Origin of the sequence: Nonomuraea cypriaca (assembly GCF_015645445.1) — a bacterium.
Lineage (GTDB): Bacteria > Actinomycetota > Actinomycetes > Streptosporangiales > Streptosporangiaceae > Nonomuraea > Nonomuraea cypriaca.
In genome coordinates, this window is the sequence record NZ_JADOGI010000241.1 from 1 (window position 1) to 15,387 (window position 15,387).

The window sequence follows — 15,387 nt, forward strand, 5'->3', positions numbered from 1 at the left end:
CTCGCGCGACATCTCCTCCAGGCCGGACACCGGATGATCTCACCACGACCCGCACACCAGATCAAAGTGACGCAACGTGAGGACTGCAACCTACTCGTCACTCATCGCGCGCGGGATGAATGTTTACATCACCGTCTCTAGATGGCCGGAATTACGTCGAACGCAGGCCACTGCTCCGGTGTTGCGTCCACATCCGTGGAAAGGGTGAATTGGTCGGCGTAGTCGATGTCAGGCAACGAGCTGAGCGCGCGGACGGACTCGGGGATGTTGTACGTTCCTACGGCGCTGTCAACGAAACCAACGGTCATCTCACAGTCTCCGTTCATGTGCAATGGCCGTATAAGGCCAGGCTGACTGGGTTGTACGGGTGGGCCGTGCATCGGGTGCCCGATGGCGGCCGGTCATATCCTTCAACCGGAGGATCTAGGCGCGTCGAGCGCCGTCCCCTGCAGGGGTCACTTCCAGCAGGAAGGTGTCTACTGCGGTCACGAACTGGCGGGGCTTGAACATGTGGATCACGTGGTTGGCATGGATGTGCTTGTACCGATTGTGTGGTGCGAGTTGTGCGATCCTGGCCGCGTCCTGGTCGTCCATCGCGCCGATGAGTCCGTGTGAGGGCAGGCGTCGCCAGTCGGCGTGTAGCACCAATAGCGGGCAGGACACGCGGGCGAGGGCGTCGGCGTGGTCGAGCCCGTCGTAGAAGCGGCCGTCGACGAGGGCCCGCGCGAAGTCCGGGTCGAACATGGACAGGGACTTGAACAGCAGGCGCAGGTTTTGGGGGAAGTAACGGATGTCCACCGGCTGGTCGGGATGGCGCATCTGGAAGGCACGGATGCGTCGTGACAGGAAAGATACGAACCATTCCGGGACGCCCCGCTGGCGCGTTTCGGAAATCGGCAGGGTCAGGCCGCGAAGGTAGTTCGCGAGGTCGCGGTCGTCGAGGTTCCCGAGGGTTTCCACGAGGTGGTGCAGGCCCTGGTACACGTAGCGGTCGCGGTCCCGGAAGCGGGGCATCTCGGCTGAGAAGACCGGGGCATCCTCAAGGATCACCGCGGCGACTCGATTGGGGATGTTGGCCGCGATCAGCCCGCCGGAGGAATTGCCGGAGATGACGGCCGGAGCGCGTACGACCTCGGTCAGGAACGCCGTCATGTCGGCGCCGAGGTGCCGCCACGAATATTCGCCGGGGGTCCAGCTCGACTTGCCGTGGCCGCGTACGTCGACCGCGTAGACCCGCCGCCGGTGCGACAGCGGCGCCAGGACCCGCTGGTAGCTCTCCCAGGTGCCGGTCTGCGCCGGGATCAAGACCAACGGAGGCCCTGTGTCCGGGCCCTCCACGTAGTTGATCCGGATGGTCCCGGTGTCGAACTGCCGCTCGCGGAAGCCCGCGGCTCGGACGGCTCGGATGTCGATCGTCCCGGACAGCTTCTCGTAGGGGTTGTGGTACTGATGCGCGTTCATGGTGCCTCCTCGTCGGTGCCGCCGCCTGCGCCTGCATGCTCGCCAAGGGCCGGGCTCATGGTTCGGCCGCAGCGGTTTCGGCGAGCCTGCGCAGCGTCGTCAGCTGACGACGCATCATGAACAGGTCTCCCCAGGCCAGAACCCGCCGCCGGGCACGGCACAAGAGGCCGTCACCCGCCTCGCCGACGTCGAGCTTCACCACCAGACGGGTGGTGCCGGAGCCGCCGTCGCGCACCGCGTAGGTGAGCGTCAGCGGCCCGAACGCCGCCACAGCCTTCGGTGCGGTCATCCGGAGGGTGAGGTGATCGTCCGGGCCGAAGTCAACGAGCTCGAAGATCGTCATGAACCGCTGACCGGTCGCCAGGTGCTCGGCCCCGGGGGTCAGTACGCGCGGGCTGGGGCGGCCGTGATTGTCCAGGAGGTCATAGCTGTACGGCGCCGTCTTGAGCTGGCACAACCAGCGGAAGGTGGTCGGCCGCGGCGCGCGCACGCTCACGGCTCTGAACCAGACCTCCGCCGGATTCGGAGCGACTTGGTCGCACGGGTATGCGGCGGCCATCTCTTCGGCGTCCACTCCCCAGGCGGTGGCGACCGACATGATCCTCCCTCATGGCACCGGCTCGAATATGCGAATGGGACAGTTAGGCGATCATTTGCTTCCTGTTGCCGTGGCGGGGCTTGATCGGGCGAAGCCGGCCAGGTCGTAGGCCGGTCAGATTGGATGCCAAGTGGCCTTCCTGTAGGGACTGCCGCGGGCGAGCAGCCGGTCGGCGGCCCCCGGCCGTTGAAGGCCGCCGAGTCCGTCCAGGGGAAGCCGAGGTAGTCACCGGCCAGCAGCACAGCCTCCGCGGGGCTCACCTCCGAGCGGTACGCCATGACCGCCCGCGCGTGTCCGACCGGGACCGAAGGCATGGCCTGATTCCACCGGACGACGCGAGTGTCGGCCACCCTGCCAGCCCCGGCAGCGGCGGTGCGAGGGCGTCGACCGCGGCGGTGCGGACGATGGAGTCGGCGACGGCTTGCATAGGGTCCGGGTCGGCGCCCGGCTTCGAGCACGGTCACCTCGATCCCGGCTCCGGCGAGCCTGTGGGCGGCCGTCAACCCGGCAATGCCGGCGCCTACCACGACCACCCGTCCGGCATCGCCGGCCACTCGCGTCCACCTCCCGCTCCGCCCGTTGTCCCGGTCGCCGGCAGGAGCCGGTTCACGGGATCGCGTTTTCGACGCGCAGGGAATCGATGGCGGCCAGGCTCCCAGCCGCGAGGTCCACCCCGACCGCCTGCAACATCACCACGAGCGCACCGTCGGCGAGATTCCGCGCCAAGCCGTCCGTCCCCGCGACCGTCAGCCGTGCGACTTCTTCCAGAATCCCCGAGATGACGGCGCGGCAGCGCGCCGCCACCGTCTCGTCCCTGCGCGCGGCCGCGCATGCCTGCAACCACAGGCCGGTGATGACTCCGTCGGCGAGCATCTCCCGGAAGCCGGCGCGCATCGCGGACAAGGGATCGTCCGGAGACGTCGCCGCGGCCTGCCGGATGACCTCAAGCATCTGACGTTCCATCTCGTCGAGGCAGGCCAGGAAGAACGCATGCTTGCTGCCGAAAAGCCGGAACACGTACGGCTGGGACACCCCGATCTCGTCCGCGACCTGCTGGATCGATGCCGTCATGAGCCCGTGGTCGGCGAAGACCCGCATGCCGGCCACGATGGCCTCCGCGCGTCGTTGTTTCGCAGTGCTGCGTTTTACGTCCATGTTCACATTTTACACAGTAACTACTTACTAACAAGCTCGGATGGACAGCCGGGCGACCAGCCGTAGCGGCCCATCATCTCGGGCGCAGGAGCGCCAGCCGATGCCGCGGGGCCTGAGATCTATGTCACTCAACAACATGTTGTTAGTTAGTGCTTAATTCCTTCATGATGCCCTTATGGGAGCCATGCGGGTACACCACCTCAACTGCGGCACGATGCATCCCGCGAGCCAACGCCTGATCAATGGGACGGGTGGTCTGTTCGCGGCGGCGACCCTGGTCTGCCACTGCCTGCTCGTGGAGACCGAGCAGAGCCTGATTCTGATCGACACCGGATTCGGAACGCGTGACGCCGAGGAGCCGGTCGGCTTACTGGGTGAGAAGTTCCTCCGGTTGATCCGGCCCGTACTCGACCCCCGGGAGAGCGCGTTGCGTCAGGTGATCCGGCTCGGCTATCAGCCGGCCGACGTTCGGCACATCGTGCTCACTCACCTCGATCCCGATCACACGGGTGGGATCAGCGACTTTCCGTGGGCGACGGTGCACCTGCATGCCCGCGAGCATGAGGCGGGCATGCTCCGTCCGACCCGTGGCGAACGGTGCCGCTACCAGCCGAACCAGTGGGCGCACGGGCCCGTCTGGTCGACCTACGACGAGACGACGGTGACGACTGGTTCGGCTTTGCGGCGGTACACCAGCTCACTGGTCTGTCTCCGGAGGTCCTGCTGATTCCGCTCGCCGGGCACAGTCGTGGGCACACCGGCGTTGCCGTGGACACGGGCGCACGCTGGCTGCTGCACGCCGGGGACGCCTACTTCTTCCGCGGTGAGATCGATCCGGCACGCCCACATTGCACGCCGGGGCTACGCATGTCCCAGAACATGGTGCAGTTCAACGGCCCCGCCCGGCACGCCAACCTGACCCGGCTGCGCGAGCTCCGCGCCTCGCATCACCACCAGGTTGACGTGTTCTGCGCCCACGACCCGGTAGAGCTAGCACGCTACAACCACTACCCCACGGAGGATCTATCGTGCCAATGATCGAACTCATGACCACCAAGGGCGCGTTGGACGACGCCGCCAAGCAGCAGCTTGCCGGTGAACTGTCGACGATCGTGCTCGAGATCGAGGCCGCGCCTCTCGCCCGCTTCGGAGACTTCGCGCATATGCAGGCGCTGGCCTGGTGCTTCGTCAACGAGCAGGACGTGTTCGTCGGTGGTCAGCGCCATGCGAAACCGATCTATCGCGTGACCGTCACGATTCCCGAAGGCGCGCCCGGCGTGTTCGGCCCGCAGGCGGAACGAGGCCGCGACAAACTGGTCAAGCGCGTCACCGCGGCGGTTCTGGCCGCGGAGGGCACCGAGAACACCATGGTCGAGGCGCACCGCGTCTGGGTCCAGTTACGCCAGATCTCCAACGGCCACTGGGCAGCGTTCGGTGAGGTCGTCACCCTGCCCGAGCCTCGCGGCCTACGGGTTGGTCACCGACGAGCCGGGGAGCAAGGCCGACTGCACGCGCCGGGCGGCGATGAAATCCTTCGGCGCCGCCGGCGCACTATGACCGGATGGGTCCCGGCGGGTCCGGGCGTGGCGGTCGGCGTGGGCGCCGACATGCTCGGCGAGATGATCGTCCAGGCCTCAAGAGGGGCTCGCATGTGTAGACCGGCAATAACCCCATGTTGACATCGCTCGCAGCAAGGGCGGGTCTGTCGGAGAACGCTTCACTCGCGGAGGTCGTGGAGGCGGTGCGCTCGATGCCGTACGGGCGCCCCAGGGAGCGGAGCGCTCGGGGAGCGCTCGCCGAGTGGCGTGGGACGTGTTCGACGAAGCATGCGCTGCTGGCGGCGATCCTGGCAGAACACTGGCCACACACCAGACCGCGGCTGGTCCATCGCGTCTACCGGTGCACGCCGGAAGACGCCTCCCGTAGCTTCGGCCTGGCCGCGGCCGCCGCGGTGCCTGAGGAAGGCTTGTGGGACGTGCACCGATATCTGACCATCGACCTGAACGGGAACCGCGTCGTCATTGACGTCACCTTCCCGTCCGGCCCAGGCTGGGACGGAGCCACCTCGATGCCGCTCGCGTGCGGGCAGGGAACCGACCATCCGTCCGGTCCCGACCCTGACGCGGACAAGCGGGCGTTGGAGGAGGCTCACTGCGATCCGGCTGTCCGCGAGCCCTTCATCGCCGCCCTGAGCGAACCGGCAACGCCGCTACGAGGAGGACTCGTATGACCGGCGAGCGCGATCCGTCCGAGGACGGGCAGGCGCCCATCGCGTCCAGGAAGGTGTGGCGGGCGGGGAGACGGTTCGACGCCGGCACCGTGCCGGCGGCGTTGGCGGTTGTGATCACCGCGACGATGTTCGTCTTTGTCCTGGGGTTGACAACACAGCAGGGTGGTCGTCCGGTGTCCTGGTTCACCGGAGGGCTCGTCGGGTGCGCTGTGCTGATGGCATACGGCATGGCGCGCAAGGCCCCCGGACGGGGGACCGTGCTGGCGATCGCCGGCGTGGTCCTGATCGTCTTTGGGTTCCTTGCGCTTCTGACGATCGGTCTGCCCCTCCTCGTGGCGGGGGTGCTGGCGGTCATAGCCGCAGGTCTGACCACCCGCAGATAGGCCTGATCACGCGTTCACGAAATCATGTCATCGGCCTTGAGGCGTGACATCGCCGCCCGGAAAGAAGACTTCGCGAAGGAGCAGTGGTCGTCCATGAGCGTTCTGTCGTCGATCAGCGGTCCGGCCGATCTCAAGGGGTTGAGCTCGGCACAGCTGGACCGGCTTGCCGCTGAGATCCGCGGGTTCTTGATCGACGCGGTGTCCCGTACGGGTGGCCACCTGGGGCCGAACCTGGGCATCGTGGAGCTGACCATCGCCCTGCACCGCGTGTACGACTCCCCCGTCGACCGCATCATCTTCGACGTCGGTCACCAGGCGTACGTGCACAAACTGCTCACAGGGCGACAGGACTTCTCGCGGTTGCGGCAGGAAGGCGGGCTCTCCGGCTACCCCAGCCGGGATGAGTCCCCGCACGACCTCGTGGAGAACCAGCACGCCTCGACTGCCCTCAGCTGGGCGTACGGGCTGGGCCAGGCCTGCCGCCTGACCGATCGGCGCGACCGCCACGTCGTCGCCGTGATCGGGGACGGCGCCCTGACCGGCGGGATGGCATGGGAGGCGCTGAACAACATCGCCGCCGACCCGTCCCTGCCGCTGGTGATCGTCGTCAACGACAACGGGCATTCTTACTCACCGACGATCGGCGGCCTCGCTACCCACCTGGCGACCCTGCGCGCCACCGACGGCTACGAACGGTTCCTCCGGCGCACCGGGGACATCCTCGACCGCACCCCCTTGTTCGGGCGTCGTTTGTACGACGCGCTGCATGGCGCCAAGAAGGGGCTCAAAGACTTCGTCGCGCCGCAGGTAATGTTCGAAGACCTGGGCCTGAAGTATGTCGGCCCCATCGACGGTCACGACCGGGCGGCGGTGGAGCAGGCACTGCACCTGGCCAAACGGTTCTCCGGCCCCGTGATCGTGCACTGCATCACGGAGAAGGGGCGTGGATATCCGCTGGCCGAGCAGGCCGACGAGCGGTTCCACCAGGTCAAGGTGATCGACCCGGACACCGGGATACCACTGCGCGCAGCACGAGAGGACTGGACCTCGGTGTTCGCCGAGGAACTGGTGCGGATCGGTGTGGAACGACCGGACGTGGTAGCGATCACGGCGGCGATGCTGCGCTCGACCGGGCTGGAACCCTTCGCCAAGCGCTACCCCGACCGGGTCTTCGACGTGGGCATCGCCGAGCAACACGCCGCCACCTGCGCAGCAGGACTCGCCGCTGGCGGGCTGCATCCGGTCGTCGCCATCTACGCCACGTTCTTGAACCGTTGTTTCGATCAGTTGCTGATGGATGTGGCACTGCACCGGTGCGGGGTGACGTTCGTCCTGGACCGGGCGGGGATCACCGGCGACGACGGTGCCTCTCACAACGGCGTCTGGGACATGGCCATCCTCCAGGTCGTGCCGGGGCTACGGATCGCGGCTCCCCGGGACGGTGAACGCTTGCGGGAACAGCTGCGCGAAGCGCTGGCGGTGGGCGAGGCGCCCACACTGCTTCGCTATCCGAAAGGAACCGTCGGTGCGCCGATCCCGGCCGTCGCGCGGATCGGCGGCATGGACGTGCTCTGGAGCACCATCGCGGCAGCCACGACTCACGTGGCGAACGCCAGAGAACCCGAGGCCGTCAGCCCGGACACCGAACCGGCGGCAGACGTCCTGATCGTCTCCGTGGGCACGTTGGCAGGCATGTGCATGCAGGTCTCCGAACGCCTGGCCGATCGCGGCATCACCGCGACGGTGGTCGACCCGCGCTGGATCAAGCCGATCGACGACACGCTGCCCGGCCTGGCCACCCGGCATCGGATGGTGGTGACGGTGGAAGATGGCGTACGGACGGGCGGCGTCGGCTCCGCCGTCGCGCAGGCTCTGCGCGACGCGGAGGTCGACGTGCCGATGCGTGACTTCGGTGTGCCGGTGGCGTTCCTCGACCATGCCGGCCGCGATCGTGTGCTGGCCCACGTCGGCCTGACCGCGGCGCACATCGCCCGCCAGGTCGAGGAAACGCTCATCCGCCTCTCACGACTTGTGGGTGCCGGAAATTGTGTCACCTCATGCGACCTGAGCGTATTCGTGGATGAGTCCACCGAGTCGATCTCTCCGTAGGACCTTGACGTTGCTGGGTAGAGCGGGATCATCTCTGCCGTCTGGAGGGTTCTGGGCCAGGCTGCGGTACGGTCGGTGGGTGTTGTCGTGATCGACGTACTCGAGCAGGACGGGCTGCAGGTGGTGTTGTCCGACGATGAGCAGGCGGTCGGCCCTGCTCGACGTCAAGGTGGTCGAGTGCTACCCACATCAGCGGGAACGGCGCATCGCCGCCAGCTCAGCCGAATGGCTCACAGTGAGCCCTTGCCCGGCATGGTGCCGCGACGAGCACAGCGGCTCCGATCATCCGGAGGACCGACAGCACGGCAGCCTGTACCTGAACACCTGCAGACGATGCAATACGACAATTACGGGCTTGGGGACAAGCCGAGTAGAAGCCGACCAGCATCATGACGGATCTGGTGCAGCGGTATCGCGAAGCCGAGCCCCGCATCCGTTTCGGAGACACCGGAGACACCAGCTACTACATGACACTCGACGAGGCGCAGGAGTTCGCCCTTCACCTTCTCGTGCTCGTCTCGGCAGGACGCAACCGGTCCCAGATCTCCGAACCGCCGTCCGTCGTCAGCGAGAAGCCAGGCTGTCGCCCATGGTGCACACGTCACCAACTCGAGGACGTGTGTGACAGCGGCGCCATCGAAGGAGCAGGCTGACCCATGTGGACACTCACGCAATTCCCCTGTGCCTCGCTCGTCATGGACCGGCTCCGTCAGGAGGACGCAGGGACACAACAGGCCGCGCTGGTGAACGCCGGTAGCACGTCGCGTTCCCAGCCCTTTGCCCTCCTCGCTGCGGTTTTTCAACCACTCGCTCACCGTCCGCGTCGTGGAGACCACGGACGAACGCGTCATGATCGCCAATCTGAAAGTGGGGGATGGCGAGCGGCGGATGGAGGAATTGTGTGAGCGCCGACAACCCACGACGATGATGACGCACAGATCTGGTTCCACGATTACGGCGATGGTGGGATGGCGCCACACGACGCCGAGTGGCTCGCACGTGCGATCGTCCTGTAGGGCGTCAAAACCTGCGCGTGTAGTTTGAGCTGGGGTTTCTCCAACCGAGCTAAGCGGCTCGGCGGTACTCGTTGATCACCCCTCCCAGTATTTCGTGGCGCTCAATCCGACCTTCCATCGGGACCACCACATGCTCATCGTGATCAGGTGGTCGCGGCCCACGAGCCTGATGCGGCCGATGCGCGTTGTAGTGATCGAGATACTCGTTCAGGACCACGCGCACGTGACGTTCGTCGTAGATCAGCAGGCGGTCGGTGCACTCGGCGCGCACCGTCCGGATCCAGCGCTCGGCATTGCGGTTCGCCCTCGGGGTCCGCGGCGGAGTCTTCAGCACCATGATGCCCACAGCGGCGAACACCTCGTCGAAGACGGTGGTGAACTTGGCGTCCCGGTCGCGGATGAGGAAGCGAAACGACCCTGCCCGCTCGCCGAGGTCGATCAGGATATTGCGGGCCTGCTGAATAGTCCATGCGCCGGTCGGATGGGTGGTCACGCCAAGGACGTGAACGTGTCGCGTGCGGACCTCCATCACGAACAACACGTACAAGCGCTTCAGAAAGATCGTGTCAATATGGAAGAAGTCGCAGGCTAGGAGCCCTTTGGCCTGTGACCGTAAGAAGGTCCGCCAGGAGGTGTCGAGGTCTCGGGGCGCCGGTTTGAGAGGGTAGGAGCGCAGGATACGCCGCACGGTCGCCGCGCTGACCTGGAGGCCAAGCCGCACCACCTCGCCGTGCACCCGTCGATGGCCCCACGCTGGGTTCTCCCGCGCCAGGCGGATAATCAGGTCCCGAATCTCTGGAGTCGTTCCTGGGCGCCCGGGCCGATGCGGGTAGGTCCAGGCCTGGCGGAGCAGACGGCGATGCCATGCCAGCAACGTTGCCGGAGTGACGAGCCGATGGGCGCGCAGTATCGCCGGCAACCATCGGGCCAGCGCCGCGAGAACGGCCCGATCGGCCGCGCTCGGGCCGGGACGGGGCTGGTCAGCCGGTCTGCTGGTGCCAGCGATCCAGCAGGGCCGGGAGCTCGCCGAGCAGGAACTCGTAGAAGGCGTGCATCTGGCTCAGTCGCCGATGGGCGGGATCGCCGTCATCGGTGGCGGCGATCCCGGCGGCCGCGGCCTGGAGCATGGCCTGGATGACGGTGTTCTGGCTGGTGAACAGGGTGGCCCAGGCATCGTCGCGCAGTCGGTAGTGCTCGCGGCGGCTGCCGGGTGCAGGCAGGCGTTCGATCAGGCCGACCGACAGCAGGGACTTGACCGAGCCGGAGACCGAGCCGGCGCTGACGCCGAGCCGGTCGGCGATCTCGCCCATGGTGACCGTCTCGGCGTCGGTGAACAGAAACACCGCCAGCGTCCGGGCGGCCATGCGCTGCAAGCCGCCTTCGGTCAGGGTCAGGGCCAGCCGTTCGGCCGCCTGCCACTGCTTGTGCCTGTCGTTCACCCGCCCACCTCCGGTAAGCGACAGGATAGCGAACCTCAGAAGGGTTCAGAAACTTCTGAAGATTCGCTATATTGCTGACATCGGCTCCGTCTCGGAGATTCGATGGTGTGCCGGGAAGCCTGGTCGGCGACGTGAGTTCTCTCACGTGCCGACTAGGAGATGACCCCGATGACCTTGCTCAGCCGCCTGTTCGGCGTGCGTCCCGCGATACTGCACCCGGTGCGGGTGCAGCGCGACATCGTGATCCCGGCCGCGGACGGGGCGCGTCTGCTGGCCACCCACTACTATCCGGCCGGTGTGGACCGGCCGCCGCTGGTGCTGCTGCGCAGCCCGTACGGCCGGGGCAACGCGCTCGACCAGTTGCCGAAGCTGCTGGCCGAGCGCGGCTACCAGGTGCTGTATCAGAGCCTGCGTGGCACGGCCGGGTCCGGCGGCCGCTTCGACGGGTTCACCATCGACCCCGCCGACGCCGACGGCACGCTCACTTGGCTGCGCGACCAGCCGTGGTTCGGCGGCACTCTGGCCACCTGGGGAGCCAGCTACCTCGGCTACGCGCAGTGGGAGCTGGCCGCACGGGACGTCCCGGAATGGAAGATCGCCGTCATCCAGGACGCGCCCTCGGAGTTCGCCCATGGCTTCATGTACCCGGGCGGCGCCTTCGCCCTGGGCAACGCGCTCGGCTGGGTCCAGCTCGTGGACCGGATGTTCACCGGCGGCTACTCCACCACCCGCCAGCTTCTCGCCATGTTCACCGCCGCCCGCAAGCTGAGCCGCGCCACCCTGGCGACGCCGCTGAACGAGGCCGACCTGGCGCTGACCGGGCACCGGGTGCCCTGGTTCCGCGAGTGGATCGCCCACGGTCCGGACGACCCGTACTGGGCACGCATGGACCACCGGGCCAACGTCACCCGCATGCCGCCCGCGGTGCACCTGCAGGGTGGCTGGGACGACTTCTTCCTGCCCGGCATGCTCGCCGACCACGCCGCCCTGCTGACGGCAGGCCGCCAGGTCCGCCTGCTGGTCGGGCCGTGGGGGCACGGCAAGGGCCTCTACACCCGGGTAGGCATGCGGGACGCGCTGGCCGCGCTGGACGCCGCCCTCCTCGGCGAACAGACCCCGTCAGGGGTACGGCTGTTCGTCACCGGTGCCGATCGGTGGACGGACCTGCCGCACTGGCCACCGCCGCACCAGCCGACCGCCTGGCACCTGCACCCGGACGGACGGCTCAGCACCACGCCCGCCAACGCGAGCGCGCCGCCGAGTCGCTACAGCTACGATCCCGGCGACCCGACCCCTACGGTCGGCGGCACGGCGGTGGGCCTGTCCGCCGGTCGCAAGGATAACCGCCGCGTCGAGGCCAGGCCGGACGTCCTGACCTTCACCAGCGACCCGTTGACGGCGGAGGTTGAGGTGATCGGCCCGGTCCGGATCCGCCTGCATACGCGGTCGTCGGTCCCGCATGCCGACTATTTCGCCCGATTGTGCGATGTGTCGCCGCGGGGCCGTTCGACCAATCTGTGCGACGGCATTGTTCGGCTGAGCGGGCCCGGCGACATCCGGATCGCGGACATCGAGTTGTGGCCGATCGCCCACCGCTTCGGCCGCGGTCACCGCATCCGGCTACAGGTCGCCAGCGGTGCCCACCCTCGCTTCGGCCGCAACCCCGGCACCGGCGAACCCCTGGCCACGGCCGACACCCTGCGCCCGTCCAACCACGAGATCTTCCACGACGCGGACCAGCCTTCGGCCCTTTGGCTGCCCACCACTTCAGGAACGTCATGAAGTCCACCACTTCAGGAACGTCATGAAACTGCTCGTCCTCGGCGGCACCCACCACGCTGGCCGCGCTCTCGTGGAGACCGTGCTCGACCGCGGCGATGAGGTGACGATGCTCAACCGTGGGCCGCCACCGAGCGGGCGCTTGCCGAGCGCGCCGAAACGCTCGGCGCCCAGATCCGCGCCGAAGACGGCGTCCGTACCGCCGTCGAGATCCTGGAGACACTTGTATGAGCATCGAACTCGCCGCACTGTTCACCGCCCCCGACCGCGACGCCTTCTTGGCCGATCTCGGCAAACGCGGACCTGTCACCCAGGGCCGCTATCTCGACGGCACCCCGATCTGGCTGGTCACCGGCTATGAAGAGAGCCTGGCCGCCCTGACCGACCCTCGGCTGAGCAGCGACATCGCCCGCCAGAGCAGGCTGGATGTGGCAGCGGCCGCCGGGTTGCCCGAAGACGTACGCCCGTACCTGATGAAGACGCTGGGCGCCTACGACCCGCCGGACCACACACGGTTGCGCAAGCTCCTCTCCCGCGAGTTCACCGTCCGCCGGGTGCACGGCCTGCGCCCGCGCATCCAGCAGATCGTCGATGAGCTGCTCGACCACATCGCGGGACAGGACGAGGCCGACCTGATCGAGAGCTTCGCCTACCCGCTGCCCATCCGGGTGATCTGCGAACTGCTCGGCGTCCCCGAAGCCGACCGGGACGCCTGGCGCGCCTGGTCGGCCGCCCTGACCGCGGCGAACCTCGACGCCATCGCCACCGGCGCCCGTGAACTGGTGCGCTACATGTTCCGGCTGATCGAGGCCAAGCGCGTCCAGCCCGGCGACGACCTGCTGTCCGCGCTGGCCAACGCCCAGGACCGGCTCAGCGACGAGGAACTGACCTCCGTGGCGATCACCATCCTGATGGCCGGGCACGAGACCACCGTCAGCCTGATCAGCAGCGGTGCGTCCCTGCTGCTCACCCACCCCGAACAGGCCGACCGGCTGCGCGGCGACGCCGACGCGATGGCGGTCGCGGTGGAGGAGATGTTGCGCCACAGCGGACCGGCCGAGATCGCTCCCATGCGGTTCACCCTCGAACCCGTCGACATCGGCGGCGTCACCATCCCGGCCGGCGAAGCCGTACAGATCGTCAACGCCACCGCCAACCGCGACCCGCGCCGTTTCGCCGACCCCGACCGGCTGCAGCTCGACCGCCCCGACAACCAGCACCTGAGCTTCGGCCACGGCATCCACTTCTGCCTGGGCGCCGCGCTGGCTCGCGCCGAGGCCCAGATCGCCCTGCACACCCTGCTCACCCGCCTGCCCAGCGTGCGGCTGGCAGTGCCGGCCGAGCACATCACCTGGCAGCCCGGCCTCCAGCGCGCGCTGAGCGCGCTCCCGGTACGGCTATGAGCATCGCCGGACGCGTACCGGCGGCCCTTGGGAGCGCCGGGACACCGAGGCCTCCCTCACCAGCATCCGGGAAGGCCTACGGTGGTTGCGCGCCCACCTCCTCGGCGATCAGGCCTGCCTGCGCCGACCACCGGTACGCATCCATCTCCAGGGGGCCGGCGAATGGCTCGACCTGGGCTCCCATCCACCCGCGGACGTACGGCCGGCCGCCTGCTCCCGTCTTGAGAGGGCGGTTCGCGAGTTGACGTCGTTTTCGTCGTGGGGGTTGGGTAAGGCGGGCTGGTTGCAGGGTTCGCTGCCGAGTTACGGGCGTGGCTGAGCGAACAAGCCCGCCTCGGTATCGACGAGGATACCTCGGCTGACCAGGCGTTTGAGCTTGGAGCGGATGTCCTCGGTGTGCTACGGCACGATGGGCAGATCCAGGGCCTGGCATAGATCGCGAGCACGCAGAGGCCGGCCGACCCCGAAGCCCGCGAACATGGTCTTGTCCGCTGGCTTCGCCCCTCGCGGCGATCGGCGCGAACAGGTAGCAGTCATCGTCGAGGGACCGCCCGAAGTTGTCGAGGGCGGGGCGCGACACGCCGGTCAGTGGGTGGATTCCCACTCGTCCAGGAGCTGGGGGAAGCGGCTGACCATGAAGGCGTACATGTCGCGCATGTTTTCCAGCCCGTTTGCGGCGCAGTGGATCGTCGCCGACGACGGCCAGGCCGTGCTCGGCGAGGCGTTGGAATCGCTCGAATTCGGCCATCTTCGAGCGAAAAGCGCTGGCGAAGACGTCTTGGGTCAACCGGTAGCGGTCGCGTCGTGTTCCCGGCAGGCGAAATCTCTCCACCAGGCCCGTCTGTTCAAGCCGGTTCAGTGCGACGCTGATACTGCTCTTGGCGACGGTCAGTTCTTCGCACAGGGCGGGGGCGTCCGAGCCGTCGTCGTCGGAGACGAGCAGCACGCCCACGATTCGTCCGGCGGTCCGGCTCAGCCCGAGCCGTTCGAAATACAGCCCGGCTTCCTCCGGTAGGCGGTACCCGCCAGGGTGATCCTTACCGGGCGGATCGCGGTGTGGGCCGAGTGCGAGAGCCGTATGATGCCGTCGGTGATGTTGGTCGAGCGGCCGTTCGGAGCGACGTCGCACAGTCGGGCGAAGAAGTCGGCGTGGGGAAGGCTGGACCGTACATGCAGGTCGGCCACGGCCTCACCGACGACCTCGACCTCGTGGTCCAGGATGGAGCTGGTGAAGGTCAGCACGTCGGCGCGGTTCTCGAGCCGCCGGTTGCCCTGGGCTCCGTGCCGGAAGGGCATCGCCGCGAACGCTCCTCCCACGCTCGGTGTAGGGTCGGCGGGATCGTAGCGGTAGCTCGACGATCCAGACGACGTCGCAGGCCTCATGGACAGCGCACCATCGGCGTGGAGAAACCAGGTGGTGGGTGCCGAGGCCGGCGGTGGCCAGTCGGGCAGGCCGATCCAGCGTCCCGCGCCCTGCAGGAAGACGCGGACCGGTGTCTCGAACGGCGGCGCGGCGGCCTCGCCTTCGCCGAAATGGGTCAGCGCTCAGCCCGCTACTAGTTCCTGACCACCATCGACAAGAGCGTCCCGGCCGAGATGGACGTCCATCTGATCTGCGACAACTACGGCACCCACAAGACCCCGGCGATCAAGGCGTGGCTGGCCCGCCATCGGCATCTTCCGATTAGGGCCCGGAATCAGTCCTCGTTCGATGTGGTCAGGCCGCGGGCGAGGGCGTTGATCGTCGCGTCGAGTACGTCGTCGTAGGTGTCGCCGTACAGGTGCCGGTTCATGACGATCAGCCCGATGGTGCG

At 67.6% G+C, this 15,387-nt stretch carries 18 protein-coding genes; 9 read left to right on the plus strand and 9 right to left on the minus strand.

Annotated elements, in window-relative coordinates; translation table 11 throughout:
• Positions 1-137 precede the first annotated feature (137 nt).
• The 5 genes from ITP53_RS45985 to ITP53_RS46005 form a co-directional block, all read right to left on the minus strand.
• Positions 138-308: a hypothetical protein gene (locus ITP53_RS45985; RefSeq protein WP_207757374.1), complete on the minus strand. Its 171-nt coding sequence runs from the start codon at positions 306-308 to the stop codon at positions 138-140.
• Positions 309-423: 115 nt separating this feature from the next.
• On the minus strand, positions 424-1,461 hold the full coding sequence (locus ITP53_RS45990) for an alpha/beta fold hydrolase (RefSeq protein ID WP_195901793.1): 1,038 nt from the start codon (positions 1,459-1,461) through the stop codon (positions 424-426).
• A gap of 55 nt (positions 1,462-1,516) precedes the next feature.
• On the minus strand, positions 1,517-1,957 hold the full coding sequence (locus tag ITP53_RS45995) for a hypothetical protein (protein ID WP_207757375.1): 441 nt from the start codon (positions 1,955-1,957) through the stop codon (positions 1,517-1,519).
• The gene (locus tag ITP53_RS59805; RefSeq protein ID WP_328817951.1) at positions 1,954-2,613 is read right to left on the minus strand and encodes an FAD-dependent oxidoreductase; all 660 of its coding nucleotides are present in this window, start codon (positions 2,611-2,613) and stop codon (positions 1,954-1,956) included. Before ITP53_RS59805 ends, ITP53_RS45995 begins: the two co-directional genes overlap by 4 nt.
• Positions 2,614-2,665: 52 nt before the next feature.
• A complete protein-coding gene (locus ITP53_RS46005) occupies positions 2,666-3,214 on the minus strand; it encodes a TetR/AcrR family transcriptional regulator (protein WP_195901804.1) in 549 nt (182 codons plus the stop codon).
• Between the two features lie 175 nt (positions 3,215-3,389).
• On the opposite strand from ITP53_RS46005, the gene ITP53_RS58580 reads away from it, so the two are divergent.
• The 7 genes from ITP53_RS58580 to ITP53_RS46035 all read left to right on the plus strand — a co-directional run bounded on the left by ITP53_RS58580 (position 3,390) and on the right by ITP53_RS46035 (position 8,589).
• Complete coding sequence (locus ITP53_RS58580; RefSeq protein WP_236051939.1) at positions 3,390-3,941, plus strand: MBL fold metallo-hydrolase; 552 nt, start codon at positions 3,390-3,392, stop codon at positions 3,939-3,941.
• A gap of 41 nt (positions 3,942-3,982) precedes the next feature.
• Entirely contained in the window at positions 3,983-4,252 is a 270-nt protein-coding gene (locus tag ITP53_RS58585) for an MBL fold metallo-hydrolase (protein WP_236051940.1), read from the plus strand.
• A complete protein-coding gene (locus ITP53_RS46015) occupies positions 4,249-4,893 on the plus strand; it encodes a hypothetical protein (protein ID WP_195901795.1) in 645 nt (214 codons plus the stop codon). Before ITP53_RS58585 ends, ITP53_RS46015 begins: the two co-directional genes overlap by 4 nt.
• Complete coding sequence (locus tag ITP53_RS46020) at positions 4,887-5,444, plus strand: hypothetical protein (RefSeq protein ID WP_195901796.1); 558 nt, start codon at positions 4,887-4,889, stop codon at positions 5,442-5,444. The genes ITP53_RS46015 and ITP53_RS46020 overlap by 7 nt, the downstream gene beginning before the upstream one ends.
• The gene (locus ITP53_RS46025; RefSeq protein ID WP_195901797.1) at positions 5,441-5,827 is read left to right on the plus strand and encodes a hypothetical protein; all 387 of its coding nucleotides are present in this window, start codon (positions 5,441-5,443) and stop codon (positions 5,825-5,827) included. The genes ITP53_RS46020 and ITP53_RS46025 overlap by 4 nt, the downstream gene beginning before the upstream one ends.
• A gap of 93 nt (positions 5,828-5,920) precedes the next feature.
• On the plus strand, positions 5,921-7,936 hold the full coding sequence (dxs, locus tag ITP53_RS46030; RefSeq protein ID WP_195901798.1) for a 1-deoxy-D-xylulose-5-phosphate synthase: 2,016 nt from the start codon (positions 5,921-5,923) through the stop codon (positions 7,934-7,936).
• 389 nt (positions 7,937-8,325) lie between these two features.
• Positions 8,326-8,589, plus strand: coding sequence for a hypothetical protein (locus tag ITP53_RS46035; protein WP_195901799.1), 264 nt, complete (start codon positions 8,326-8,328; stop codon positions 8,587-8,589).
• 412 nt (positions 8,590-9,001) lie between these two features.
• Here ITP53_RS46035 and ITP53_RS46040 read toward each other — a convergent pair whose 3' ends face one another.
• A complete protein-coding gene (locus tag ITP53_RS46040; RefSeq protein WP_207757377.1) occupies positions 9,002-9,871 on the minus strand; it encodes an integrase core domain-containing protein in 870 nt (289 codons plus the stop codon).
• Between the two features lie 61 nt (positions 9,872-9,932).
• Positions 9,933-10,391, minus strand: coding sequence for a GbsR/MarR family transcriptional regulator (locus ITP53_RS46045; RefSeq protein WP_195901800.1), 459 nt, complete (start codon positions 10,389-10,391; stop codon positions 9,933-9,935).
• Between the two features lie 168 nt (positions 10,392-10,559).
• On the opposite strand from ITP53_RS46045, the gene ITP53_RS46050 reads away from it, so the two are divergent.
• Together ITP53_RS46050 and ITP53_RS46055 are read left to right on the plus strand one after the other, a co-directional pair.
• Positions 10,560-12,173, plus strand: coding sequence for a CocE/NonD family hydrolase (locus ITP53_RS46050; RefSeq protein WP_195901801.1), 1,614 nt, complete (start codon positions 10,560-10,562; stop codon positions 12,171-12,173).
• Between the two features lie 224 nt (positions 12,174-12,397).
• The gene (locus ITP53_RS46055; RefSeq protein ID WP_195901802.1) at positions 12,398-13,573 is read left to right on the plus strand and encodes a cytochrome P450 family protein; all 1,176 of its coding nucleotides are present in this window, start codon (positions 12,398-12,400) and stop codon (positions 13,571-13,573) included.
• A gap of 76 nt (positions 13,574-13,649) precedes the next feature.
• Here the strand turns inward: ITP53_RS46055 and ITP53_RS61520 are convergent, their stop codons facing one another.
• Positions 13,650-14,525, minus strand: a complete 876-nt coding sequence (locus tag ITP53_RS61520) for a GbsR/MarR family transcriptional regulator (protein ID WP_195901803.1) — start codon at positions 14,523-14,525, stop codon at positions 13,650-13,652.
• A 20-nt stretch (positions 14,526-14,545) separates the two neighbouring features.
• The gene (locus ITP53_RS46065) at positions 14,546-15,115 is read right to left on the minus strand and encodes a CocE/NonD family hydrolase (RefSeq protein ID WP_195901806.1); all 570 of its coding nucleotides are present in this window, start codon (positions 15,113-15,115) and stop codon (positions 14,546-14,548) included.
• Between the last annotated feature and the right edge of the window lie 272 nt (positions 15,116-15,387).